Raw genomic sequence first — 24,061 nt, 5'->3', positions numbered from 1 at the left:
GGTCATGCGGTGAAGGCGTCGCAGACCTCGTCGTACCTCCGTGTCCACCACACCACCAGGGCCGACGCCGCCGGGAACTGCGGGTCAGCGCGGGTGTCGTTCCTCTCGTAGTGCCAGCGCAGCATCCAGAAGTCGTTGAGGCGTTCCCACCAGACCCGGTGGACGGCCGCCGCCAGTTCCGAGGGGGTGGCGGACGCCGTTCGGCGGTACGCGCGCGTGTACGCCCGTACCTTCGGCAGGTCGAGGGTTCCGGCGGGCCGTACGAAGAAGATCGCGGCGGCCCGTACGGCCTCCTCCGCGCGGGGCTGCACGCCGAGCCGGTCCCAGTCGACGATCGCGGCGGGGGCGTCGCCCCGGTAGAGCAGGTTGAAGGGGTGGAAGTCCCCGTGCACCCAGCCCACCGATCCCCCGCGCGGGGGGCGCCGGTCGGCGTGCCGCTCCAGGAGCTCGCGCCGCTCCAGCAGCCGGTGCCGGGCGAGGGCGTCGAAGGAGTCGGCGGGGCGGTGCCGGCGCACCCGCTCGAGGAGGTCCTCGATGAGGGCGACGGTGTCCGTGGGGTCGGCGCTCACCGCGGGCGCCCGCCCCTCCGCCGGCATCACCCGCTCCAGACCCGCGTGCACCGCCCCGAGCAGCGCGCCGAGCCGGGCGCACTGCCCCGGCGCGAGCTGGCCGCCGTGCCGGTGCCGGCCGTCGATCCAGGGGTGCAGGGCGTAGGCGTGGCCGCCGACCACCGCGACGGTACGGCCGTCCCGTCCGGCCAGCGGCGGCGCCACCGGGACGCCGAGGTCGGCGAGGCGCTGGGTGGCCCGGTGCTGACGGGCGATGGCGGCGGGGGCGGCGGTCTCGGGGTCGAAGTGGTGCTTGAGGAAGTACCGGCCGCGGGTCGTGTGGAGCCGGTAGCCGCGGTTCAGCAGGCCCTGGTCGACGGGCTCACAGGCGACCGCGCGTCCGGCGGCGTACTGGCGGAGCAGGGCGCCCAGTGGGGGCGCGGGATGCACGGGGGGTGGTACACAAGGGCGCGGCACGCGCCAGATGCTAGGGCACGAGCCGAGCCTGTGAGCTGGGCGTTGTCACAGAAAGTCGACGTCAGTCGCATTCGGTCACAGGGTGCTCCGGAAGTGGCGTTCGAGGCCGCCGCCGGTTCCGGGAGTGTCCGGCCGGGTTGCCGATACGCGCACGATCGTCTCGGCGCGTGGTCGGACAGTCTCGTGGTCGTCAAGTAGAAATACCCTGACTTCTCCGTCTTCGTACCCGGGGTAAGTCAGACACGGAAACTCTTCCTCTGACCTGGGTGGGCGGGATAACGTGCCGTTGCTCCGGCCTCCTGCAAGGCTGTGACCAGTGCCCTTCGAGTTCCTCGCGATTTACTTGGAAATCCAAGCAAAATCGCAGGTCAAAGGGGGTTTCACAGAAATGTGCCGCACTGGGTAACGTGATGGTTGCAGGGCGCTCGCCGGGGCACCTGTCACGCCTGTTCCGGCCGAGTGACACCCACCCCGTGCACGGGTGTCGGACCAGGTGAGCCGCACTGGTCATCCCGGCAACCCCGGGGGCCGGACCGACGGAGGAGCACACGTGACCGTGGAGAGCACTGCCGCGCGCAAACCGCGACGCAGCGCCGGGACCAGGAAGTCCCCGAGCACCAAGCCCGAGCTCGTTCAGTTGCTGACGCCCGAGGGCAAGCGCGTCAAGAACGCCGAGTACGACCAGTACGTCGCCGACGTCACCCCCGAAGAGCTGCGCGGTCTGTACCGCGACATGGTGCTCACCCGCCGCTTCGACGCCGAGGCCACCTCCCTGCAGCGCCAGGGCGAGCTGGGCCTGTGGGCCTCACTGCTGGGCCAGGAGGCCGCCCAGATCGGTTCCGGGCGGGCGCTGCGCGATGACGACTACGTCTTCCCGACCTACCGCGAGCACGGCGTCGCCTGGTGCCGCGGGGTCGACCCGACCAACCTGCTCGGCATGTTCCGGGGTGTGAACAACGGCGGCTGGGACCCGAACAGCAACAACTTCCACCTGTACACGATCGTCATCGGCTCGCAGACCCTGCACGCCACCGGCTACGCGATGGGCGCGGCCAAGGACGGCACGGACAGCGCGGTGATCGCCTACTTCGGCGACGGCGCCTCCAGCCAGGGCGACGTCGCGGAGTCCTTCACCTTCTCGGCCGTCTACAACGCGCCGGTGGTGTTCTTCTGCCAGAACAACCAGTGGGCGATCTCCGAGCCGACCGAGAAGCAGACCCGCGTCCCGCTCTACCAGCGCGCGCAGGGCTTCGGCTTCCCGGGCGTCCGGGTCGACGGCAACGACGTCCTGGCCTGTCTCGCGGTCACCAAGTGGGCCCTGGAGCGGGCCCGCCGCGGTGAGGGCCCGACGCTGGTCGAGGCGTACACCTACCGCATGGGCGCGCACACCACCTCCGACGACCCGACCCGCTACCGCGGCGACGACGAGCGCGTGGCCTGGGAGGCCAAGGACCCGATCCAGCGCCTTCGCCAGTACCTGGAGTCCGCAAACCACGCGGACGAGGGATTCTTCGCGGAACTGGAGACCGAGTCCGAGGCGTTGGGCAGGCGAGTGCGCGAGGCGGTCCGTGCCATGCCGGACCCGGACCACTTCGCCATCTTCGAGAACGTGTACGCGGACGGGCACGCGCTCGTCGACGAGGAGCGAGCCCAGTTCGCCGCCTACCAGGCGTCGTTCGCGGACGCAGAAGGGGGCAAGTGACATGGCCGAGAAGATGGCTCTCGCCAAGGCGATCAACGAATCGCTGCGCAAGGCCCTGGAGGCCGACCCCAAGGTCCTCATCATGGGCGAGGACGTCGGCAAGCTCGGCGGTGTCTTCCGGGTGACCGACGGCCTCCAGAAGGACTTCGGCGAGGAGCGGGTCATCGACACCCCGCTCGCCGAGTCCGGCATCGTCGGCACCGCGATCGGCCTCGCGCTGCGCGGCTACCGCCCGGTGGTGGAGATCCAGTTCGACGGCTTCGTCTTCCCGGCCTACGACCAGATCGTCACCCAGCTCGCCAAGATGCACGCCCGCTCCCTGGGCAAGGTCAAGCTCCCGGTCGTCGTGCGCATCCCCTACGGCGGCGGCATCGGCGCGGTCGAGCACCACTCGGAGTCCCCCGAGGCGCTGTTCGCGCATGTGTCCGGACTGAAGATCGTCAGCCCCTCCAACGCCTCGGACGCCTACTGGATGATGCAGCAGGCCATCCAGAGCGACGACCCGGTGATCTTCTTCGAGCCCAAGCGGCGCTACTGGGACAAGGCCGAGGTCAACACCGAGGCGATCCCGGGCCCGCTGCACAAGGCACGGGTCGTCCGCCCCGGCACCGACCTCACCCTCGCCGCCTACGGCCCGATGGTGAAGCTCTGCCAGGAGGTCGCCGACGCGGCCGCCGAGGAGGGCCGGAACCTGGAGGTCCTGGACCTGCGCTCGGTCTCCCCGCTCGACTTCGACTCCATCCAGGCCTCGGTGGAGAAGACCCGCCGCCTGGTCGTGGTGCACGAGGCGCCGGTGTTCTTCGGCTCCGGCGCGGAGATCGCCGCCCGGATCACGGAGCGCTGCTTCTACCACCTGGAGGCCCCGGTGCTCAGGGTCGGCGGCTATCACGCCCCGTACCCGCCGGCGCGCCTGGAGGAGGAGTACCTGCCGGGCCTGGACCGGGTGCTCGACGCCGTCGACCGTGCCCTGGCGTACTGAGGAGAGGGTCGTGACGACGATGACGGAAGCGTCCGTACGCGAGTTCAAGATGCCGGACGTCGGTGAGGGACTCACCGAGGCCGAGATCCTCAAGTGGTACGTCCAGCCCGGTGACACGGTCACCGACGGCCAGGTGGTGTGCGAGGTCGAGACGGCCAAGGCCGCCGTCGAACTGCCCATCCCCTACGACGGAGTGGTCCGCTCCCTGCACTTCCCCGAGGGCACCACGGTCGACGTCGGCACGTCGATCATCGCGGTGGACGTCTCGGGCGGCACCGCGGCTCCGGCGCCCGCCGAGGCCGCCCCCGCCGCCGCTCCCGCCGCCCCCACGCCCGAGGAGGAGAAGCCGCAGGGCCGCCAGCCGGTCCTCGTCGGCTACGGCGTGGCCGCGTCCTCCACCAAGCGCCGCCCGCGCAAGGGCCCCCAGGTCCCGGCGCAGGAGGCGGCCGCGGCGATCCAGACCGAGCTGAACGGCCACGGGGCGGTGAAGGAGCGCCCGCTGGCCAAGCCGCCGGTGCGCAAGCTCGCCAAGGACCTCGGGGTCGACCTCGCGACGGTCACCCCGACCGGCCCGGACGGCATCATCACCCGCGAGGACGTGCACGCGGCGGTGGCCCCGGCGCCCGAGCCGGCGGTCGTCGAGGCGCCGAGGCCCGCCGCGGCCCCCGCCCCGGCCCCGGTGTCGACGTACGACGGCTCCCGCGAGACCCGGGTCCCGGTCAAGGGGGTCCGCAAGGCCACCGCGGCGGCGATGGTCGGCTCGGCGTTCACGGCCCCGCACGTCACGGAGTTCGTGACGGTGGACGTGACGCGGACGGTCAAGCTGGTCGAGGAGCTGAAGCAGGACAAGGAGTTCGAGGGCAGGCGGGTCAACCCGCTGCTGCTCATCGCCAAGGCCCTGCTGGTCGCCATCAAGCGCCACCCGGACATCAACGCCTCCTGGGACGAGGCGAACCAGGAGATCGTGGTCAAGCACTACGTCAACCTGGGCATCGCCGCGGCCACCCCGCGCGGTCTGATCGTGCCGAACATCAAGGACGCGCACGACAAGACGCTGCCCCAGCTGGCCGACTCCCTCGGCGAGCTGGTGTCGACGGCGCGGGAGGGCAAGACGTCCCCCGCCGCGATGCAGGGCGGCACGGTGACCATCACCAACGTCGGCGTCTTCGGCGTCGACACGGGCACCCCGATCCTGAACCCGGGCGAGTCCGCGATCCTCGCGGTCGGCGCGATCAAGCTCCAGCCGTGGGTCCACAAGGGCAAGGTCAAGCCCCGCCAGGTCACCACCCTGGCCCTCTCCTTCGACCACCGCCTGGTCGACGGCGAGCTGGGCTCGAAGGTACTGGCGGACGTGGCGGCGATCCTGGAGCAGCCGAAGCGGCTGATCACCTGGGCGTGACCGGCATGTGACGCGAAGGGGGGCCCACCGCCGTTCGGCGGTGGGCCCCTTCGATTGCCGTGGGTCAGTCGCGCTGGGCGCCCGGCGGAAGCGTGCGGAGCTGCATCGTGGCGGCCGTCGTCGAGCCGAAGGCGTAGTCCATCAGCTTGGCGGCGTCGGTGAAGCGGTAGGAGTCGTTCAGGAGGACCCCCACGACCGTCTTGCCGTTGCGGGTGCCGGCGAAGACCAGGCAGGGACCGGACGGGGTGTTGGTGCCGGTCTTCACACCGATCGCGCCGCTGTAGGAGCCCAGCAGCTGGTTGGTGTTGTACCAGGTGTACTTGCGGGTGCCGCCGGTGCTCGTCGTCGCGTAGTGCACGGACGACGGCTTCTTCACGATGCCCGCGAACGTCGAGAACGTCATCGCGCTGCGGGTCAGCTTCGCGAGGTCGCGCGGGGTCGTGTAGTTCGTGTTCTGCGTCGAGTTGCCGTCGAACGAGTCGAAGTGCGTGTTCGTCAGCTTGAGCGCTTCCGCCTTCTTGTTCATCTTGGCGATGAAGTTCTTGGTGCGGGCCGCGACCGTGGACCCGGTGCCGAACTTGTCGGCGAGGGCCATGGCGGCGTCGCAGCCGGAGGGCAGCATCATCGCGACCAGCAGCTGGCGGACGGTGACCTTGTCACCGGTCTTCAGGTCCGCGGTGCTCGCGCCCACCCGGGCGACATAGTCGCGGTACGCCTGCTTGATGGTGACCTTGGTGTCCAGGTTGACGCCCTCGATGGCCAGCACGACCCGCGCCGTCATGATCTTCGTGGTGCTCGCCATCGGCCGCTTGGTGTCGGCGGCCTTGCTGTAGAGCGTGGAACCGGTCGCGCTGTTGAGCATGAAGGCGCCCTTGGCGCTGACCGTGGGCGCCGCGGCCGCGGTGACCTGGGCGGGCGCCGCGGCCTGGGCGGGCGCCGCCAGGGCACCGCCCGCCACCAGGGCCCCGGTCGTGGCCACGACGGCGGCGGTTCTGCGGATGCGTACGCCCTTGATGCCGGTAATCACTTGTGAATGCTCCGAGTCTTCCGAGAGATCGCGCAGGGCAATGGGGGTGCTCTCAGAAGACTCACGAACCACGCACAGGGATGTACGGCCGATCAGATTTTTGTCAGCTGATCCTGGCGTAGCCGTAGTTGATGAGCTTCTTCACGTCCTCGGTGCGGTTGGCCGCCGAGGAGGAGGTCATGACGGCGCCCATCACCGACTCGCCGTTCTTGGTGGCGGCGAAGACGAGGACGTACTTGGCCTCGGTGCCCGAGCCGGTCTTCACACCGAGCGTGCCGTTCCAGCCGAGCAGCGTGTTGGTGTTCGTCCAGGGGGCCATCGTGCGGGTGGAGCCGCTGCTGGTGACGGTCTTGGCCGTGTACGACTTGGTCTTCACGACCGTCTTGAAGGTGGAGCTCTTCATCGTCGAGCGGGCGAGCTTGGTCAGGTCGCGCGGCGTCGAGTAGTTGGAGCCGTTGCTGATGCCGTCGAACGAGTCGAAGTGCGTGTTCGTCATGCCGAGGCTCTTGGCCATGTTGTTCATCTTGGCGATGAAGTTCTTGGTGCGGGCCGCGACCGTCGTCCCGGTGCCGAACTTGTCGGCGAGCGCCATGGCGGCGTCGCAGCCGGACGGCAGCATCATCCCGTACAGCAGCTGACGGACGGTGACCTTGTCGCCGACGATCAGATGGGCGGACGACGGATAGCCCTTGCGGACCATGTAGTCGCTGACCGCCTTCTTGATGGTGACCTTGGAGTCGAGGTTCAGGTTCGACTGCGAGAGCACGACCTTGGCGGTCATGATCTTCGTGGTGGAAGCCGTGAGCCGCTTGGTGTCGGCGGTCTTGGTGTAGAGCGTGGTGCCGGTGGCGCTGTTCATCAGGTACCCGCCCTTGGCGGTGATGGTGGGCGCCGTCACGGCCTGGGCCGGTGCCGCGGTGAGGGCCGCGGTGGTGAACATCGCGCCGGTCGTCAGCGCGACGGCCGCGGCCCTGCGGACCCGGAGGCCCGTCGTGGCGGAAATCAACACAAATACCCCGAAATAGTCGAATGCCCCAGTGGTGCGGCCGAGTTGGAGGGGAAAGAAAGTGGGGCCGCACGTGTGTGACACGTAAGTAGCACAGAAAGTTGTGCGGCTGCTGGGGTGAATGTGGCCCCCGTTCGCCCGGGGTCCGCATGCTGGACGGCGCTCCCTCTTGCGTACGTGTTGTATCTAAGATGTGCGCATGCCGTCAGCCCCGCCCGCGACCCCCACCGCCCCCGCCAAGCAGCCCCCCGCGGCCGATCGCGTCTACTCGCACGTCAAGCAGGCCGTCCTGGACCGCCGTTACGAGGGCGGCACGCTGCTCACCGAGGGCGAGCTGGCCGAGGCCACCGGGGTGTCCCGCACGCCCGTGCGCGAGGCGCTGCTGCGCCTGGAGGTGGAAGGGCTGATCAAGCTCTACCCGAAGAAGGGCGCCCTCGTGCTGCCGGTCTCGGCGCAGGAGATCGCCGACGTCGTCGAGACCCGGCTGCTGGTCGAGGAGCACGCGGCGCGCAAGGCGGTCCCCGCCCCCGCCGGGCTCCTCGAACGGCTCGCGGAACTGCTCGAGCGGCAGAAGGCCGAGGCCGCCGCCGGCGACCTGGCCGCCGCCGCGGTCACCGACCGCTGCTTCCACGCCGAGATCGTCCGCAGCGGCGGCAACGACATCCTCTCCCGCCTCTACGACCAGCTCCGCGACCGCCAGCTGCGCATGGGCGTGGCCGTCATGCACTCCCACCCCGACCGGATCGCCAAGACCCTCGCCGAGCACGAGGAGATCCTCGACGCGCTGCGCTCCGGGGACGCCGAGCGGGCCGTCGGCGTCGTCCACCGGCACGTCGGCTGGTTCTCGCACCTGGCCCGGGGTGAGGTCCGATGACCGCGGCGGCACTGCCGGGCGACCCCCCGGGCGGCCGGCGCGCGATCGCCGTCTGGAGCATCGGCGTCTCGGTCTACTTCGTCGCCGTCATCTTCCGTACGTCCCTCGGCGTCGCCGGACTCGACGCGGCGGACCGCTTCGACGTGGGCGCCTCCGCCCTGTCCACCTTCTCCATCCTCCAGCTGCTGGTCTACGCGGGCATGCAGATACCCGTCGGCCTGCTGGTCGACCGGCTCGGCACCAAGAAGGTGCTGACCATCGGCGTGGTGCTGTTCACCGCGGGCCAGCTGGGCTTCGCGTTCTCCCCGACGTACGGCATGGCCCTCGCCTCGCGGGCGCTGCTCGGCTGCGGGGACGCGATGACCTTCATCAGCGTGCTGCGGCTCGGCACCCGCTGGTTCCCGGCCCGGCGCGGACCGCTCGTCGCCCAGCTCGCCGGGCTCGCCGGCATGGCGGGCAACCTCGTCTCCACCCTGGTCCTGGCCCGGCTGCTGCACGGCGTCGGCTGGACGGCCGCCTTCGCGGGCAGCGCGCTCGCCGGAGTGGTCGTCCTCGTCCTGCTGCTGCTCTTCCTCAAGGACCACCCCGAGGGCCACGAACCCGAGCCGGTCCCGCACCAGGGCGCGACCTACGTCCGCCGCCAGATCGCCGCCTCCTGGCGGGAGCCGGGAACCAGGCTCGGCCTGTGGGTGCACTTCACCACCCAGTTCCCGGCGATGGTGTTCCTGCTGCTGTGGGGCCTGCCCTTCCTGGTCGAGGCCCAGGGCCTCAGCCGCGCCACCGCGGGCGAACTGCTCACCCTGGTCGTCCTGTCCAACATGGTGTTCGGCCTGGTCTACGGCCAGCTCGTCGCCCGGCACCACGGAGCCCGGCTCCCGCTGGCGCTCGGCACGGTCGGGGCGACCGCCCTGATGTGGGCGGCCACCCTCGCCTATCCCGCCGAACAGGCCCCGATGTGGCTGCTGATCGTGCTGTGCGTGGTGCTCGGCGCCTGCGGCCCCGCCTCCATGCTCGGCTTCGACTTCGCCCGCCCGGCCAACCCGCCGGAGCGCCAGGGCACCGCCTCCGGCATCACCAACATGGGCGGTTTCGTCGCCTCCATGACGACCCTGTTCGCGGTCGGCGTCCTGCTCGACGCCACCGGCGACGACTACTCCGTCGCCTTCTCGGCCGTGTTCGTCCTCCAGGCGCTCGGGGTCAGCCAGATCCTGCGCCTGCGCAAGCGGGCGGCCCGGCGGGAGCGGGAGCGGCTGGTGGCGAGCCGGGTGGAGACGGTGCACGTCCCGGCGTGAGCGCTCAGCCCGCGGCGACCAGCGTGAGGTAGGCGATGCCCAGCACCCCGCGGTAGTTCATCCACTGGCCCCGGTGCCGGTCCAGCCGCTCCCGGGTCTGAGCCGCCGCGGGGTGCCCGGGGTTCAGGGCGAGCCACACCTCGGCGTCCGCCTGGTACCCGGACTCGAACTCCTCCCACTCGTCGCGGTTCGCCGTCTCCGTCCACTCGGGCCTGAACCCGGCGTCGACGGCCAGATCGAGCAGACCGGCGAGGCTGTGGTGATCGGTGACGGCGGCCCCCGGCCACATCCCGGCCAGTTCCTCGGGGGTCGGGGTCCGCTCCCAGAACCCCTCCCCGAGCAACACCCGGCCCCCGTCCCGGACCAGCCCCCGCAGCGCGCGGATCGCCTCGTCGGGATCGTCCGACAGAGCCTGACCGGATCCCAGACACAGCACGAGGTCGGCGGGCTCCTGCTTGCCGTCCCGGGCGGACTCCTCCCGGAACTCCACCCGCCCCGCGAGCCCCCGGGCCTCCGCCTCGCGCCGCCCCCGCTCCAGGTCAACGGCGTTGATGTCGACGCCGACACCGGTCGCCCCCGGCGCCGCGGCGAGCACCCGCAGCATGAACTCCCCCCACCCGCACCCGATGTCGAGCACGGTGGCGGGCGCGTTCTGCGCGAGCCGGTGCACAAGGCGCCCGGCACGCTCCTCGGAGAGGGGGTTGTGGAAGGCGAGCCGGCTCAGCCGCGGAGGTCCGTCGATCTTCGTGTCAGTCATGAGGGCAGGGAAGCACCGAACTCAGCGACACGCCACGGCTTTTGTGCGGGCCCCCGTTCCCGCGTGACCCGCTACTGCGTCACCGTGAAGTTCCTCAGGATCGCGCCCGTGAGCAGCGCGTCCCCCTCGGCCTTGATCCGGTCCGCGACCGCCTCGGGGGCCACGCGCCCGCAGGCCAGCCGGACGTACGTCTCCCAGTCCAGCGTCAGCGTCGCCGCGGGCCCCAGCGCGGGGGCCGTCTCCAGCGTCCCGCGGCCCTGGATGTCGACCCGGATCGTGCGCAGGAACTCCACCGGCCCGTGCACGTCGAACACGACCGCCGAACTGCGCGGCGCGTCCGCCTTGTTCGCGACGACGTCCGGCAGCGCATCCAGCAGCACGTCCCGCGCCACCAGCGCACCCGGCGAGTCGAGGTTCCCGGGCCGCCCGAGCGCGGCGCGCAGGTCCTGCTCATGGACCCACACGTCGAAGGCGTGCCCCCGCATGGACTCTTCGAACGTGATCTCCCGGCCCAGCGGACCGCGCACCTTCGTCCCCGGGTCCCGGGACTCGTTGCGCAGCTGCCGGTTGCGGCGGATCACCGTGTACTCCAGCTCGGAGGTCATCTCCGGCGCCGTGTGATGGCGGCGGACGTCGACCTGCATCTCCGTGTAGCGCTGGGCCTCGTTGGTGACATGGAAGAGGTCGCGCGGGAGCGTGTGGATCGGCCGCGGATCGCCGAGCATCTCGCAGTCCAGGCCGATGACATGCGACACCACGTCCCGGACCGACCAGCCCGGGCACGGCGTACGCCGGTTCCACTCGCCCTCCACGAGGGGCGTCACCAGCTCGGATATCGCGTCGATGGAGTGGGTCCAGGCGTCGGCGTAGGGCTGGAGGGTGGGATGCAGACTCACGGAACGGGACCCCTCGGCGGTCGGTACACGGGCTGGTGGTGGCGGCGGTGCCAGTGGGAGGTGGCTGTCGGCGGGTGTCTTGGAACGCTAAGTTACGCTGCTGAGAGGCACCCCGGCAGTGCTTTCGTGTGACGATCGTAGGCCCGTGTGGACGGCTCGAATGCCAGGACGGTGGTAGTGTGCGCGCCTCTCTGATCCAGATCGCCGTAGACGAGGGCGAATCGGTCGAATCCCGCAGGGTGCGGGTGGCCTCCCTGGTCCGGGAGCAGGCCGGGGCCGATCTGGTCGTCCTGCCCGAACTGTGGACCACCGGCGCCTTCGCCTACGAGGAGTTCGGCCGGGAGGCCGAGCCACTCGAAGGGCCGACGTACGAGGCGATGGCCAAGGCCGCGAGCGACGCGGGCGTCTGGCTGCACGCGGGGTCGATCCCGGAACGGGACCCTGAGGGACCGCTCTACAACACCTCTCTCGTCTTCTCCCCCTCCGGTGAGCTGGCCGCCGCCTACCGCAAGATCCACCGCTTCGGCTTCGACAAGGGCGAGGCCGTCCTGATGGGCGCCGGGCGCGAACTGGTGACCGTACGCCTCGCCGGGACGACCGTCGGCGTGGCCACCTGCTACGACCTCCGTTTCCCCGAACTCTTCCGCGGTCTCGTCGACACCGGCGCCGAGACCTTCGTGATTTCCGCGGGCTGGCCGGAGCGCCGCCGGGCGCACTGGACGCTGCTGGCTCAGGCGCGGGCGGTGGAGAACCAGGCGTTCGTGCTCGCCTGTGGAACGGCCGGGACACATGCGGGAGTTCCGCAGGCCGGTCACTCGATCGTGGTGGATCCCTGGGGCGAGATCCTCGCCGAGGCGGGCCACGACGAGGAGATCCTGACGGTCGAGTTCGACCCGGGGAAGGTCGCGACGACGCGGGAGCAGTTCCCGGCGCTGAAGGACCGGGTCCTCTGAGCGGGGCCGGGTCCGACCCGGTCAGTCCCCCTCCCGGGTCCGACCCGGTCAGTCCCCCTCCCGCTCCTTCTCCGCCAGGTGGATCACGCACACCGCCACCGCGATCAGCAGCGCCGGATCCGCGTCCTCCCGTACGACGTCCACGCCGTAGGTGTCACGGACGTGCAGCCAGCGCCGGGAGACCACCGCGAGCAGCTCACCGTCGTACTCGACGGCGAACTCCCGGTCGAGGATCTTGCCGCTGACGTCCAGTTCGGTGCTGCCGTCGGCCAGCGCCACCCGGTAGTGGTTGCGCAGCAGCGACAGCCGCTTGCGGCGGATCGTGGCCAGCGGCTCGCCGTCCCGCTCGATCAGCATGGTGTCCCGCAGGGCCAGCATCTTCTGCCGGATGTCGATCAGGACCCGCCCCTGGCGGTCCTTCAGCTCGAAGGTGTCCCGCAGCCGCATGGCCTTGCCGTCGACGAGGAACACCTTGTTCCCCCGGTCGTCCTCGATCCAGTAGTCGTCACCGAAGCCGAGGAGCCGGTCGCGCACGAGGAATCTCATGACAGCAGGGGTTCCCCGGCGCGGGGTCCGAAACGCCGCCGGTAGGCCGACGGGCTGAGCCCGGTCTCCCGCCGCAGCCGCGCCCGCAGGTTCGCCGCCGTGCCGAGCCCGCTGCGCTCGGCGACGATCTCCAGCCGCTCCTCCCCGCGCTCGATCAGCCGGCAGGCCAGCGCCACCCGCTCCCCGGTCAGCCAGGCCAGCGGGGTCGTGCCGAGCTGGGTCCGGAAGCGCCGGTGGAGCGTGGCGGGCGACACCGCGGCCCGCGCCGCCAGTTCCGCCACGGTCAGCGGCTCGGCGAGCCGCTCCTGCGCCCACGCCAGCAGCGGCCCCAGCGACTCGTCCGGCACCTCGGGCACCGGCCGCTCCACGAACTGCCGCTGCCCGCCGTCCCGGTGCGCGGCGAACACGAGCCGCCGGGAGACGGCGTTGGCGATCTCGGCGCCGTGGTCCCGGCGCAGGATGTGCAGCCCGAGGTCGAGCGCGGCCGCGCTGCCCGCGGCGGTGAGGATGTCGCCGTCGTCGACGAAGAGCACGTCCGGCTCCAGCAGCACCCGCGGATGCAGCTCCCGGAACGCCTCGGCCCACATCCAGTGCGTGGTGGCCCGCCGCCCGTTGAGCAGCCCGGCCTCGGCGAGCGCGAAGCTGCCGGTGCAGAAGCTCAGGATCCGCGCCCCGCGCGCGTGGGTGCGCCGGACGGCGTCGAGCACGGGCGCGGAACGCGGTACGACGTTGTCGGGCCGCCCCGGCACGACGAGCGTGTCGGCGCGATCGACGGCATCGAGGCCCGCCGTACCCGTCATCGTGAAGAACCCGTGGTTCATCCGGACCTCGGGCACGGGCGTGCACAGCACCACCTCGTACAGCGGCCCCGCCAGCCCCAGCTCGGGCCGCGGCAGCCCGAACAGCTCGGTGGCGACGCCGACCTCGAAGGGATTGGTGCCCTCGTCGACGATCACGGCCACCCGATGCGGCCGCGGTCGCGGCTGAGAGGATCCTTGCGCCATATGCGATTCCTAGCACTCGCCCGCGCCCTGGTCCACCCGCACGATGGGCGGCATGACCAACGAACCCGTCTCCCTGCCCGCGGCCCTCGCCTCCTTCACCGAGCAGTGGAGCCCCCGCATCGCCACCACGGTCAACGACTACGACGTCCGCGTGACCCATGTGGAGGGCGAACACCTCTGGCACGTCCACGAGAACACCGACGAGTTCTTCCTGGTCCTGGAGGGCGAACTGCACATCTCCCTGCGGGAACCGGCGGGCGAGCGCACGGTGGTCCTGCCCCGGCTCTCCGTCTTCACGGTCCCCCGGGGCGTCGAGCACAAGCCCTACGCCCCCGTCCCCACGGACATCCTCCTGCTGGAACCCACCGGCACCTCCACGGTCGGCGACCGCCACGAGGACGTCCCCGACCACGTCGACGAGACGACCGGCCACGCGCTGACGTGACGGTCGGTGCCGGGTGGCACCCTTGATCCATGAGCGATTCCGCACCCCGCCGCGTCCGTGTCCGCGCCCCCGAGCTGGTCGGCAAGGGCGGCTGGCTGAACACGGCAGGACGCCAGTACACCCTCGCCGAGCTGCGCGGACGGATCGTCATCCTCGATTTCTGGACCTTCTGCTGCATCAACTGCCTGCACGTCATCGACGAACTGCGCTCCCTGGAGCACCGGCACCCCGACACCGTCGTGGTCGTCGGGGTGCACTCGCCGAAGTTCGTGCACGAGGCCGAGCACCAGGCCGTCGTGGACGCGGTGGAGCGGTACGGGGTGGAGCATCCGGTGCTCGACGATCCGGAGCTGGCGACCTGGAAGCAGTACGCCGTGCGGGCCTGGCCGACGCTCGTCGTGATCGATCCGGAGGGGTACGTCGTCGCCCAGCACGCCGGTGAGGGGCATGTGCACGCCATTGAGCGGCTCGTCACCGAGCTGGAGGAGGAGCACGCGGCGAAGGGGACGCTGCGGCGGGGTGACGGCCCGTACGTGGCGCCCGAGCCGGAGCCGACCGCGCTGCGGTTCCCCGGCAAGGCCGTCGTCCTGCCGTCCGGGAACATCCTGGTCAGTGACACCACGCGGCACCAACTCGTGGAGCTGGCTCCGGACGGCGAGAGCGTCGGGCGGCGGATCGGACAGGGGGATCACCGGGGGGCGACGGACAGCACCTGGGCCCGCTCACGGTTCAACGAGCCCCAGGGGCTCGCGCTGCTGCCCGACGGGTCCGTCGTCGTCGCCGACACGGTGAACCACATACTCCGTCGCTTCGACCCGGAGTCGGGCCGGACCACCACCCTGGCGGGCACCGGCGACCAGTGGATGCAGGGCGACGCCACCTCCGGGCCCGGCCGGGAGGTCAACCTCTCCTCGCCCTGGGACGTGGCCTACTGGCACGGCAAGGTGTGGATCGCGATGGCCGGCGTCCACCAGCTGTGGACGTACGACCCGGAGGACCATTCCGTCGCCGTCGCCGCCGGTACGACCAACGAGGGCCTCGTCGACGGGCCCGGACCCGAGTCCTGGTTCGCGCAGCCCTCCGGGCTCGCCGCCACCGAGGACCGGCTCTGGATCGCCGACTCCGAGACCAGCGCCCTGCGCTGGGTCGACCGCCACGGCGCCGTCCACACCGCCGTCGGCACCGGGCTCTTCGACTTCGGGCACCGCGACGGAGCCGCCGAACAGGCCCTGCTCCAGCACCCGTTGGGCGTCACCGCGCTGCCCGACGGCTCGGTCGCCGTCAGCGACACCTACAACCACGCCCTGCGCCGCTACGACCCGGCGACCGGTGAAGTGACCACCCTCGCCACGGACTTGCGCGAGCCCAGCGGTGCCGTGCTCGTCGGCGAGGACATCGTCGTCGTCGAGTCCGCCCGGCACCGGCTGACCCGGCTGCGGCTGCCCGACGAGGCGGTCCGGGTGGCCGCCGTCGCCCATCGCACCCAGCGCGCCGCCACCGACGTCGCGCCGGGCGAGCTGAAGCTGGACGTGATCTTCCAGGCCCCGGCCGGCCAGAAGCTGGACACCCGGTACGGCCCTTCGACCCGACTGCTCGTCTCGTCCACCCCGCCCGAGCTGCTGTTGTCCGGCGAGGGCGCCGACCCGGAGCTCTCCCGCGTCCTGCGCCTCGACCCCGGCGTCGAGCAGGGCGTCCTGCACATCTCGGCGATGGCCGCCTCGTGCGACGACGACCCCGAGAACGAATACCCGGCCTGCCATGTCCACCAGCAGGACTGGGGCGTGCCGGTCCGCGTCACGGAGGGCGGCGCGGACCGCCTGCCCCTCGTGCTCGCCGGCATGGACCCTCAGGCGCCGTAGCCGCCGCCGTACCCGTCCCGCCGGTGGCCGGTCTCGTCGATGACCTGCGTCGTCGTCGGCGGTGGCACGACCACCCGGCGGCGCCGGGCGATGCTGCTGAAGGTCGTGACGCCGATCAGGCCGACGATCATCAGGATGACGCCGACCAGGTCGAGATTGATCCCTTCCATCTCCCAGTCGGTCGCGAACGTGAGAATGGCTCCCGCGGCGATGAGGATGATGCATCCGCCGAGGCCCATGACCTCGCCTCCCCAGTTGATGTGTCTGTGGCAGGCGGGTACCCGGGACCGCGCGAACTACCCCTCCAGGAACGCCACCAGCGTGTTCGCCAGCAGGAACGGGTCGTCGGCGCCGCACAGTTCGCGGGCGCTGTGCATGGACAGGATCGCCACACCGATGTCGACGGTCCGGATGCCGTGCCGGGCCGCGGTGATCGGGCCGATGGTGGTGCCGCAGGGCATGGCGTTGTTGGAGACGAACGACTGGAAGGGCACCCCGGCGCGCTCGCAGGCGGCGGCGAACACCGCCCGGCCCGAACCGTCGGTCGCGTAGCGGTTGTTGACGTTGACCTTGAGGATGGGCCCGCCGTTGCCCCGGGGGTGGTGCGTCGGGTCGTGCCGCTCGGCGTAGTTGGGGTGCACCGCGTGCCCGGTGTCGGAGGAGAGGCAGACGGTCCCGGCGAAGGCACGGGCCTTGTCCTCGTACGAGCCGCCGCGCGCGAACACCGAGCGCTCCAGCACGCCGCCGAGCAGCGGCCCGTCGGCGCCGGTGTCCGACTGGGAGCCGTTCTCCTCGTGGTCGAAGGCGGCGAGGACCGGGATGAAGTCAAGGTCGCCGCCGGAGACCGCCGTCAGCGCCGCCACCGCGGCGTGCACGGACAGGAGGTTGTCCATGCGCGGGCCCGCCAGCAGCTCGCGGTCGCGGCCGAGGTAGGCGGGCGGTTCGACGGAGTGGACCATCAGGTCCCAGCCGGTGACCTCGCCGGCCGCGAGTCCGCTCTCCTCCTCCAGGAAGGCGATCAGATCGCCGTCGCGCACGTCGTTGCCGAGTCCCCAGACCGGCTGGAGGTGGCGCTGCTTGTCGAGCTTGAGCCCCTCGGAGGAGACCGCGCGGTCGAGGTGGATGGCGAGTTGGGGGACGCGCAGCAGCGGGCGGTCGACGTTCACCAGCCGGGTCGAGCCGTCCCGAAGGGTCAGCCGGCCCGCGAGGCCGAGGTCGCGGTCCAGCCAGGAGTTGAGCAGGGGTCCGCCGTAGATCTCCACGGCCACCTGGCGCCAGCCGTGGGCGCCGGAGTCGGGCAGCGGCTTGACGCGCAGGTTGGGGGAGTCGGTGTGCGCGCCGATGATGCGGAACGGGGTGTGGGGAGCGGCGCCCTCGGGCACGTACCAGGCCACGATCGCGCCGCCGCGGACGACGTACTTGCCGCCGCTCGTCCCGTCCCAGGCGTCCGTCTCGGCGACCTGGCGGAACCCGGCCTTCTCCAGCCGCTCGGCGGTGTTCGCCACGGCGTGGTACGGCGACGGGCCGGCCGCCAGGAAGGTCATCAGGTCGTCGGTGTGGCCGCGGTCGAAGCGGGAGGGTTCGCTCATGGGGTTCACCTTAACGACGTACCAGGGCCCGCCCCCTGTTGATGAGGAGGCGGGCCCTGGTGACGAGTGGACGCGGTACTGGAAGGGCGGGAGGTCCGGGACTAGAAGGCGGACTCGTCCAGCTCCATCAGGTCCAGGTCGACGCCCTGGGCGAGCTTGCGCGCGCCGGTGACGCCGGGGAGGACATTGGCCGCGAAGAACTTCGCCGCCGCGATCTTGCCGGTGTAGAAGGCCTGGTCCTTGGCGGAGGCCGTCTCCAGCTTCTCGGCGGCCACGGCGGCGCCCTTGAGCAGCAGGTAGCCGACGACGACGTCACCGGAGGCCATCAGCAGGCGGGTGGTGTTGAGGCCGACCTTGTAGATGTTCTTGACGTCCTGCTCGGTGGCGGCGAGGTCGGTGAGCATCAGGCCGACGATGGCCTCGAGCTCGACGGCCGCCTTGGCGAGCTGCTCGCGGGCGCCGGCCAGCTCCTCGCCGCCGGTGCCGAGCGCCAGGAACTTCTTGATGTCCTCGGCGAGGCCGTTCAGGGCCGCGCCCTGATTGCGGACGATCTTCCGGAAGAAGAAGTCCTGGCCCTGGATCGCCGTGGTGCCCTCGTAGAGGGTGTCGATCTTGGCGTCCCGGATGTACTGCTCGATCGGGTACTCCTGCAGGAAGCCGGAGCCGCCGAAGGTCTGCAGCGACTGGGCGAGCTGCTCGTAGCCCTTCTCGGAGCCGTAGCCCTTGACGATCGGCAGGAGCAGGTCGTTGAGCGCGTGCTCGGCCTTGGCGTCCTCGCCGGCCGCCTCCTTGACCGCGATCGCGTCCTGGATCGAGGCCGTGTACAGCACGAGCGCGCGCATGCCCTCCGCGTACGCCTTCTGCGTCATCAGCGAGCGGCGCACGTCGGGGTGGTGGGTGATGGTGACCTTGGGCGCGGTCTTGTCCATGAAGTTCGCGAGGTCCGGACCCTGGACGCGCTCCTTGGCGTACTCCAGCGCGTTCAGGTAGCCCGTCGACAGCGTGGAGATCGCCTTCGTGCCGACCATCATGCGGGCGAACTCGATGATGCGGAACATCTGGCGGATGCCGTCGTGCTTGTCGCCGATCAGCCAGCCCTTGGCGGGGTGCCGGTCGCCGAAGGTCATCTCGCAGGTGTTGGAGGCCTTCAGGCCCATCTTGTGCTCGACGTTCGTGGCGTAGACGCCGTTGCGCTCGCCCAGCTCGCCGGTCTCGAAGTCGAAGAGGTACTTCGGGACCATGAAGAGGGACAGGCCCTTGGTGCCGGGACCGGCGCCCTCGGGACGGGCCAGCACGTAGTGAAGGATGTTCTCCTCCATGTCGTGCTCACCGGAGGTGATGAAGCGCTTCACGCCCTCGATGTGCCAGGAGCCGTCCTCCTGCTGGATCGCCTTGGTGCGTCCGGCGCCGACGTCGGAGCCCGCGTCGGGCTCGGTCAGCACCATGGTGGAGCCCCAGGTCCGCTCGACGGCGATCTGGGCGATCTTCTTCTGGACGTCGTTGCCCTCGTCGAAGAGGATCCCGGCGAAGGCCGGACCGGAGGAGTACATCCACACGGCCGGGTTGGCGCCGAGGATCAGCTCCGCGTACGACCAGATCAGCGACGGGGGAGCGGTGGTGCCGCCGATCTCCTCCGGGAGGCCGAGCCGCCAGTACTCGGAGTCCATGAACGCCTTGTAGCTCTTCTTGAAGGACGCGGGGACCGGCGCGGTGTTGGTCTCCGGGTCGAAGACCGGAGGGTTGCGGTCGGCGTCGGCGAAGGACTCCGCGAGGTCGTTCTCCGCGAGGCGGGTCATCTCCTCGAGGATGGATTTCGCGGTGTCGGTGTCCATCTCGGCGAAGGGCCCGGTGCCGTACAGCTTGTCGCGGCCGAGCACCTCGAAGAGGTTGAACTCGATGTCGCGCAGATTCGACTTGTAGTGCCCCATGGCGACGGCTCCGTAGAGAGATCGGCGAGGCACTGGATCCTCGCGCTAGTTCACGTACCAACAAGTAGCTACGATGATGCTACCCGTCGGTAATAAGCCGCAACCCCGTTCCGGGCATCTGTGACGGGTCACACCGGAACCACCAGCGTGGCGGTGTATCCGGCCTCCGGGCCGCCCTTCGTGACCGCCAGCTGCCGGTCGTAGCCGTCACGGAAAATATTGTCCGTCTCGATCGAGAGCCGGCTGAGGTTGGTCACACTTTCGCTGTAGCCGACGGTTCTGTACACCGTTTCGCACACATCCCGGGGGAAAGGCGAGCTGCGAGGTGCTGGTGGCGGCGGTGGCGATCGTGGCGTCGGCGAGGCTGTCGTAGACCTCGAAGTGGATGTGCGGCCAGCGGCCCGGGTAGCAGCCGGGGAAGACGGTCCGGAAGGTGACCCGGCCCTCGTCGTCCGTCTCCTGGACGCCCCGCAGATAGTTCTCGTCCGTGATTCCTTTCGTGTACAGGGAGTAACCGCCGTCCCGGTCGGCGTGCCAGACGTAGACGGCGGCGCCCCGCTTCGGCGTACCGCAGCCGGAGGCCGCGTCCACGACGGTGAGCGTGACGGTCAGCGGGACGCCCTCGGCGGTGCCGCCGGCCGAGTCGCCGAAACTCCGGGTGATGTCGCCGCGGACGACTCCGCTCTCCTCGAGGACGTTCACGCCGTTGGAACCGTCACCGGGAAAGGGGCCGGCGGTCTCCTCGGGGACGGGGGCGCACTCGGCGGACCCGCCCGAGGGGGAGGGCCCCGGCCGCGTGGTGTCGTCGTCGCCGGAGCAGCCCACCAGCGGAATCAGCCCCGCCCCGGCCATCAGCCGGATCATCCGGCGGCGGGCGAGGACGGGAAGGTCGTAGGAGAGTCCCCGGTCGTGATCGTGGGCCTCGTCGTCGTGGTGGCTCGGCATGACACGACGCTACGAGCGGCGGGGGCGCCGGAACCAGGGCGAGGGCTTGTCAAGTAGCTGTCGGTTCGCCGGAGCGTCGGTACTAGGCTTGCGGTCATGTATGGATACGGCCAGCCCATGGACGGGGGCGCCGCACAGCAGGGGTACGCCCCGCCGCAGCAGCCCATGGGCGGCGGCTACGGCCAGCAGCCACCGCTCTATCCCGAACCGTCCCCGCCCTCGCTCGCGGACGCGGTGCGGGCCTTCACCACCGGGCAGATGTCGGCGGAGGACTTCCAGCAGGTCTTCGCGACCTCGAAGGTGTACTGCCCGCGCGGTGACAACCCCGGGTTCCTGGCGCTGCACAACACCCAGCAGCCGGTGATCCCGATGTTCACCTCGCTCAAGGAGCTGCGCCGGTACGCGGGCAAGGAGTCCAAGTACTTCGTGATCACCGGATCCGAGGTGATCGACCTGCTCCCCACCGGCTACGGCTTCGTCCTGGACATGGAGGGCGAGCACCGCATGGTCTTCGACGCGAAGGCGGTCGAGCAGATGGTCGACTTCGCGATGCGCAGGATGTACGGCTGAGCGGTTCCCCCAGGGAGTCCCGACGGGGAGATGCCCCCTCCCTCGTTGTCACAGCCATGCCATAAGGTGCCCCTTGGCAGCCGCGCCCCGCACGCGATCGCGTCCCCGCGACCCGCGTCCGGGCGCCGCGCGGCGCTCTCATCTCCCCGGCACCGCCGGGTTCTCTGTGGGGGTTCATCACTGTGCGCATGCGCAGCACTTCGGCCGCGACGGCGCTCGCGGTCCTGTTCAGCTCGGCGGCGCTGAGCGTGGCCGCGGCCGGTCCGGCCGCCGCCGTCACGGCCACGGTCGGCTCGTACGGCGGCATGGTCGTCGACGGGGCGCGCGAGCGGGTCTACCTCGGTGACGACGCGACGGGGCGGATCATCGCCGCCGACTACAACGGCAACCGCGTCGACTCGGTGACCGGCATCGACGGGGTCTTCGACCTGGCGCTCTCCGACGACGGCAGCACCCTGTACGCCACCGCGCGGGTCAGCCACGAGATCGTGGCCCTGGACGCGGCCACCCTGGACATCAAGGCCCGCTACCCGGTCGCCACCGGCGTCGGTCCGGTGTACGTCGAGTACGCCGGCGGCAAGGTCTGGTTCAGCTACGGCGACCAGTGGGACGGCGACCTGGGCTCCGTCGACCCGTCGGTGGACCCGGCGAGCGGCGTCGACCCGGTGTCCCTGGCGCAGATCCCGACCGAGGGCACGGGGTCCGGGATGTGGGGGCAGGCCCTGCTGGACACAGACCCGCTGCGGCCCGGCCTGCTGGCCGTCGGTGAGACCGGGGACTCCACCGGCACCGAGGCCGTGTTCGACGTCTCCGGCGGCACGCCCGTGCTGACCGCCTGGCACGACAGCTCCTACGCCCTGAACGACGGCGTCCGGGACATCGACCTCGTCGCGGGTGCCGACCAGGTGCTGATCAACGGCACCGACCGGCACGCCTACGCGAACGGCACCCTCACCAAGGCCGGCGCGTACCCGGCCGGGCAGCAGGCCGACGTCGGGCGCAGCGGCATGATCGCCCAGGTCATGGGCACCAAGATCGCGATCTACCGTCCGAACGCCACGCAGCCGGTACGGACGTACAGCGCGGGCAGCTGGGAACCGGCCGCGGTGGCCTGGGCCCCGGACGACTCCCGGCTCTTCGCCCTCGTCTCCGTGAGCGGCGGCTACGCGCTCAAGGCGCTCACCGACCCCACCCTCAACGTCCCCACCCTCACCGCGAGCGCCCCCGCCACGGCCACCCGGGCCAAGCCGCTCACCGTCACCGGCAAGCTGTCGGCGACGCTGGCGCTGCCCGCCGGGCCCCAGCTCTCGGTCACGCGCACCGACCTGGAGAGCCCGAACGGCAAGGCGCTGCCCTCCGTCACGGTGAAGGCGGACGGCAGCTACTCCTTCAGCAACACCCCGCCGGCCGGCGGCAAGGTGACGTACACGGTGAAGTACGCGGGCGACGCCACGCACACCGCGGTGACCGCCTCCGACACCGTCGAGGTCTCCCGCGCCTCCACCTCGCTGAGCCTGAACAACAACGGCAAGGTGTACTCGTACGGCGCCGACGTGAAGTTCACGGCGCACCTCGGGACGACGTACAAGAACCGCTCGGTCGAGATCTGGGCCAACCCCTACGGCTCGGACAAGCCCAACAAGCTGATCAAGAGCGGCACGGTCAACTCCGACGGCAACATCGCCGCCTGGGTGGACATGACCCGGGACACCACCGTCACGGCGGTGTTCAAGGGGGACGCCCGCTACAAGCCGAAGACGGTGAAGGTCACCGCCGGAGCCCGGGTCAAGGTCTCCACCGCCGTCGCCAAGCACTACAAGACGGCGAAGATCGGCTCGACGACGTACTACTGGTTCCACAAGAGCACCGACCCGCTGCTCACCACCTCGATGAGCTACTACCCGGGCCGCATGCAGCGCTTCGACCTGCAGTTCTGGTACCAGGGCTCGTGGTACGCGCTGGACTCGGAGTACTTCGCGCTCGGCTCCACCGGCAAGTCGGCCATCACCCTGGAGGCGCCCGGCGAGTCGGGCATCCGGGTGCGGATGCGGTCCGCGTACATCAACGGCTCGTCCGGTGACAACGTGAACTCGACGACGTACGGATCCTGGAAGTACCTGTACTTCAGCAACTGATCATCCGACTCGGAAGAAGCCCGGAGGGAATGCCCTTCGGGCTTTCTCCGTTGTGGGGTGGCAGGAAGTTCAACGCTCAACTAAACTGGACGCACAAGGAGGTACCGACATGCCTGCAGTGACCGTCGAGAACCCGCTGACGCTGCCCCGTGTCGCCGCGCCCGCGGAGGCCGTGGCCCGTCCCGTGCTCGCCGTCACGACCGCGCCGAGCGGTTTCGAGGGCGAGGGCTTCCCGGTGCGCCGGGCGTTCGCCGGGATCAATTACCGCCATCTGGACCCGTTCATCATGATGGACCAGATGGGCGAGGTGGACTACGCCCCGGGCGAGCCCAAGGGCACCCCCTGGCACCCCCACCGTGGCTTCGAGACCGTCACCTACATCATCGACGGGATCTTCGACCACCAGGACTCCAACGGCGGCGGTGGCACCATCACCAACGGCGACACCCAGTGGATGACGGCCGGCTCGGGCCTGCTCCACATCGAGGCGCCGCCGGAGTCGCTGGTCATGTCCGGCGGCCTCTTCCACGGCCTGCAGCTGTGGGTGAACCTCCCGGCCAGGGACAAGATGATGCCCCCGCGCTACCAGGACATCCGCGGCGGCAGCGTCCAGTTGCTGAGCACCCCCGACGGCGGCGCCCTGCTGCGGGTCATCGCCGGTGAGCTGGACGGGCACGCCGGTCCCGGCATCACCCACACCCCGATCACGATGGTGCACGCCACCGTGGCGCCGGGCGCCGAGGTCACCCTGCCCTGGCGCGAGGACTTCAACGGCCTGGCCTACGTCCTGGCGGGGCGCGGCTCCGTCGGCGCGGAGCGGCGGCCGATCCAGCTCGGCCAGACCGCCGTCTTCGGCGCCGGGGGCTCGCTGACCGTCCGGGCGGACGAGAAGCAGGACTCCCACACCCCGGACCTGGAGGTCGTCCTGCTGGGCGGGCAGCCGATCCGGGAGCCGATGGCGCACTACGGCCCCTTCGTGATGAACACCCGCGAGGAACTCCAGCAGGCCTTCGAGGACTTCCAGAAGGGCCGGCTCGGCACGGTCCCGGCCGTCCACGGCATGACCGAGAGCGGGCCGCAGGGCTGAGCGCCGGCTCCCGCTGAGGCGCAGGGGCGCCGCTGACGCTCCG

Annotated in this window: 21 protein-coding genes and 1 pseudogene; 11 read left to right on the top strand and 11 right to left on the bottom strand. The window is 70.7% G+C overall.

Annotated elements, in window-relative coordinates:
- Positions 1-2: 2 nt before the first annotated feature.
- Positions 3-1,025 (bottom strand): phosphotransferase, encoded by a 1,023-nt coding sequence (locus tag AC068Z_RS10785; RefSeq protein WP_478554287.1) that lies wholly within the window; start codon positions 1,023-1,025, stop codon positions 3-5.
- Positions 1,026-1,575: 550 nt separating this feature from the next.
- On the opposite strand from AC068Z_RS10785, the gene pdhA reads away from it, so the two are divergent.
- The 3 genes from pdhA to AC068Z_RS10770 are packed head-to-tail and all read left to right on the top strand — an operon-like array spanning position 1,576 to position 5,105.
- Positions 1,576-2,727: a pyruvate dehydrogenase (acetyl-transferring) E1 component subunit alpha gene (pdhA, locus tag AC068Z_RS10780; protein WP_478554286.1), complete on the top strand. Its 1,152-nt coding sequence runs from the start codon at positions 1,576-1,578 to the stop codon at positions 2,725-2,727.
- Between the two features lies 1 nt (position 2,728).
- On the top strand, positions 2,729-3,706 hold the full coding sequence (locus AC068Z_RS10775) for an alpha-ketoacid dehydrogenase subunit beta (RefSeq protein ID WP_478554285.1): 978 nt from the start codon (positions 2,729-2,731) through the stop codon (positions 3,704-3,706).
- Positions 3,707-3,716: 10 nt separating this feature from the next.
- Positions 3,717-5,105, top strand: a complete 1,389-nt coding sequence (locus AC068Z_RS10770; protein ID WP_478554284.1) for a dihydrolipoamide acetyltransferase family protein — start codon at positions 3,717-3,719, stop codon at positions 5,103-5,105.
- Between the two features lie 64 nt (positions 5,106-5,169).
- Here AC068Z_RS10770 and AC068Z_RS10765 read toward each other — a convergent pair whose 3' ends face one another.
- Both AC068Z_RS10765 and AC068Z_RS10760 read right to left on the bottom strand, forming a co-directional pair.
- Positions 5,170-6,132 (bottom strand): D-alanyl-D-alanine carboxypeptidase family protein, encoded by a 963-nt coding sequence (locus AC068Z_RS10765; protein WP_478554283.1) that lies wholly within the window; start codon positions 6,130-6,132, stop codon positions 5,170-5,172.
- Positions 6,133-6,235: 103 nt separating this feature from the next.
- On the bottom strand, positions 6,236-7,072 hold the full coding sequence (locus AC068Z_RS10760) for a D-alanyl-D-alanine carboxypeptidase family protein (protein WP_478554538.1): 837 nt from the start codon (positions 7,070-7,072) through the stop codon (positions 6,236-6,238).
- 265 nt (positions 7,073-7,337) lie between these two features.
- Between AC068Z_RS10760 and AC068Z_RS10755 the strand changes: the two genes are divergently transcribed.
- Positions 7,338-8,012: a GntR family transcriptional regulator gene (locus tag AC068Z_RS10755; RefSeq protein ID WP_478554282.1), complete on the top strand. Its 675-nt coding sequence runs from the start codon at positions 7,338-7,340 to the stop codon at positions 8,010-8,012.
- Complete coding sequence (locus AC068Z_RS10750; protein ID WP_478554281.1) at positions 8,009-9,304, top strand: MFS transporter; 1,296 nt, start codon at positions 8,009-8,011, stop codon at positions 9,302-9,304. Before AC068Z_RS10755 ends, AC068Z_RS10750 begins: the two co-directional genes overlap by 4 nt.
- Positions 9,305-9,308: 4 nt before the next feature.
- On the opposite strand, the gene AC068Z_RS10745 is transcribed toward AC068Z_RS10750, so the two are convergent.
- Complete coding sequence (locus AC068Z_RS10745) at positions 9,309-10,061, bottom strand: SAM-dependent methyltransferase (RefSeq protein WP_478554280.1); 753 nt, start codon at positions 10,059-10,061, stop codon at positions 9,309-9,311.
- A 71-nt stretch (positions 10,062-10,132) separates the two neighbouring features.
- A complete protein-coding gene (locus AC068Z_RS10740) occupies positions 10,133-10,957 on the bottom strand; it encodes a maleylpyruvate isomerase family mycothiol-dependent enzyme (protein WP_478554279.1) in 825 nt (274 codons plus the stop codon).
- Between the two features lie 179 nt (positions 10,958-11,136).
- On the opposite strand from AC068Z_RS10740, the gene AC068Z_RS10735 reads away from it, so the two are divergent.
- Positions 11,137-11,910, top strand: coding sequence for a carbon-nitrogen family hydrolase (locus AC068Z_RS10735; protein WP_478554278.1), 774 nt, complete (start codon positions 11,137-11,139; stop codon positions 11,908-11,910).
- Between the two features lie 48 nt (positions 11,911-11,958).
- Here the strand turns inward: AC068Z_RS10735 and AC068Z_RS10730 are convergent, their stop codons facing one another.
- Complete coding sequence (locus AC068Z_RS10730) at positions 11,959-12,456, bottom strand: LURP-one-related/scramblase family protein (RefSeq protein WP_478554277.1); 498 nt, start codon at positions 12,454-12,456, stop codon at positions 11,959-11,961.
- Positions 12,453-13,460: a GlxA family transcriptional regulator gene (locus tag AC068Z_RS10725; RefSeq protein ID WP_478554276.1), complete on the bottom strand. Its 1,008-nt coding sequence runs from the start codon at positions 13,458-13,460 to the stop codon at positions 12,453-12,455. Before AC068Z_RS10725 ends, AC068Z_RS10730 begins: the two co-directional genes overlap by 4 nt.
- A 52-nt stretch (positions 13,461-13,512) precedes the next feature.
- On the opposite strand from AC068Z_RS10725, the gene AC068Z_RS10720 reads away from it, so the two are divergent.
- Positions 13,513-13,905, top strand: coding sequence for a cupin domain-containing protein (locus AC068Z_RS10720; RefSeq protein ID WP_478554275.1), 393 nt, complete (start codon positions 13,513-13,515; stop codon positions 13,903-13,905).
- Between the two features lie 29 nt (positions 13,906-13,934).
- Positions 13,935-15,764 (top strand): NHL domain-containing thioredoxin family protein, encoded by a 1,830-nt coding sequence (locus tag AC068Z_RS10715; RefSeq protein ID WP_478554274.1) that lies wholly within the window; start codon positions 13,935-13,937, stop codon positions 15,762-15,764.
- Here AC068Z_RS10715 and AC068Z_RS10710 read toward each other — a convergent pair.
- From AC068Z_RS10710 to AC068Z_RS10695, 4 genes and pseudogenes are all read right to left on the bottom strand, one after another.
- On the bottom strand, positions 15,752-16,003 hold the full coding sequence (locus tag AC068Z_RS10710) for a DUF6458 family protein (protein WP_478554273.1): 252 nt from the start codon (positions 16,001-16,003) through the stop codon (positions 15,752-15,754). The genes AC068Z_RS10715 and AC068Z_RS10710 overlap by 13 nt on opposite strands.
- A 57-nt stretch (positions 16,004-16,060) precedes the next feature.
- Positions 16,061-17,353: a M18 family aminopeptidase gene (locus AC068Z_RS10705; protein WP_478554272.1), complete on the bottom strand. Its 1,293-nt coding sequence runs from the start codon at positions 17,351-17,353 to the stop codon at positions 16,061-16,063.
- Positions 17,354-17,454: 101 nt separating this feature from the next.
- The gene (locus tag AC068Z_RS10700; RefSeq protein ID WP_478554271.1) at positions 17,455-19,281 is read right to left on the bottom strand and encodes an acyl-CoA dehydrogenase; all 1,827 of its coding nucleotides are present in this window, start codon (positions 19,279-19,281) and stop codon (positions 17,455-17,457) included.
- A 128-nt stretch (positions 19,282-19,409) separates the two neighbouring features.
- Positions 19,410-20,226, bottom strand: a pseudogene (locus tag AC068Z_RS10695) (dioxygenase family protein).
- Between the two features lie 96 nt (positions 20,227-20,322).
- Here AC068Z_RS10695 and AC068Z_RS10690 point away from each other — a divergent pair.
- The 3 genes from AC068Z_RS10690 (at position 20,323) to AC068Z_RS10680 (ending at position 24,018) form a co-directional block, all read left to right on the top strand.
- Positions 20,323-20,796, top strand: coding sequence for an SseB family protein (locus tag AC068Z_RS10690; RefSeq protein WP_451718494.1), 474 nt, complete (start codon positions 20,323-20,325; stop codon positions 20,794-20,796).
- 188 nt (positions 20,797-20,984) lie between these two features.
- A complete protein-coding gene (locus AC068Z_RS10685; RefSeq protein WP_478554270.1) occupies positions 20,985-22,931 on the top strand; it encodes a YncE family protein in 1,947 nt (648 codons plus the stop codon).
- 109 nt (positions 22,932-23,040) lie between these two features.
- Positions 23,041-24,018 (top strand): pirin family protein, encoded by a 978-nt coding sequence (locus tag AC068Z_RS10680; RefSeq protein WP_478554269.1) that lies wholly within the window; start codon positions 23,041-23,043, stop codon positions 24,016-24,018.
- Positions 24,019-24,061: the final 43 nt, after the last annotated feature.

The sequence above is a fragment of the Streptomyces sp. NPDC043726 genome, assembly GCF_056436565.1.
Note: the sequence above shows the minus strand (reverse complement) of the source record. Positions and strands in the feature narration are given on the sequence as shown.

Excerpts from the sequence above, each read along its gene's own strand:
- AC068Z_RS10680 (WP_478554269.1), top strand. The coding sequence starts at position 23,041 with ATGCCTGCAGTGACCGTCGAGAACCCGCTGACGCTGCCCCGTGTCGCC.
- AC068Z_RS10700 (WP_478554271.1), bottom strand. The coding sequence starts at position 19,281 with ATGGGGCACTACAAGTCGAATCTGCGCGACATCGAGTTCAACCTCTTC.
- AC068Z_RS10690 (WP_451718494.1), top strand. The coding sequence starts at position 20,323 with ATGTATGGATACGGCCAGCCCATGGACGGGGGCGCCGCACAGCAGGGG.
- AC068Z_RS10745 (WP_478554280.1), bottom strand. The coding sequence starts at position 10,061 with ATGACTGACACGAAGATCGACGGACCTCCGCGGCTGAGCCGGCTCGCC.
- AC068Z_RS10720 (WP_478554275.1), top strand. The coding sequence starts at position 13,513 with ATGACCAACGAACCCGTCTCCCTGCCCGCGGCCCTCGCCTCCTTCACC.
- AC068Z_RS10710 (WP_478554273.1), bottom strand. The coding sequence starts at position 16,003 with ATGGGCCTCGGCGGATGCATCATCCTCATCGCCGCGGGAGCCATTCTC.
- AC068Z_RS10750 (WP_478554281.1), top strand. The coding sequence starts at position 8,009 with ATGACCGCGGCGGCACTGCCGGGCGACCCCCCGGGCGGCCGGCGCGCG.
- AC068Z_RS10775 (WP_478554285.1), top strand. The coding sequence starts at position 2,729 with ATGGCCGAGAAGATGGCTCTCGCCAAGGCGATCAACGAATCGCTGCGC.
- AC068Z_RS10760 (WP_478554538.1), bottom strand. The coding sequence starts at position 7,072 with ATGTTCACCACCGCGGCCCTCACCGCGGCACCGGCCCAGGCCGTGACG.
- AC068Z_RS10755 (WP_478554282.1), top strand. The coding sequence starts at position 7,338 with ATGCCGTCAGCCCCGCCCGCGACCCCCACCGCCCCCGCCAAGCAGCCC.
- AC068Z_RS10725 (WP_478554276.1), bottom strand. The coding sequence starts at position 13,460 with ATGGCGCAAGGATCCTCTCAGCCGCGACCGCGGCCGCATCGGGTGGCC.
- AC068Z_RS10685 (WP_478554270.1), top strand. The coding sequence starts at position 20,985 with ATGCGCAGCACTTCGGCCGCGACGGCGCTCGCGGTCCTGTTCAGCTCG.
- AC068Z_RS10705 (WP_478554272.1), bottom strand. The coding sequence starts at position 17,353 with ATGAGCGAACCCTCCCGCTTCGACCGCGGCCACACCGACGACCTGATG.
- AC068Z_RS10715 (WP_478554274.1), top strand. The coding sequence starts at position 13,935 with ATGAGCGATTCCGCACCCCGCCGCGTCCGTGTCCGCGCCCCCGAGCTG.
- AC068Z_RS10730 (WP_478554277.1), bottom strand. The coding sequence starts at position 12,456 with ATGAGATTCCTCGTGCGCGACCGGCTCCTCGGCTTCGGTGACGACTAC.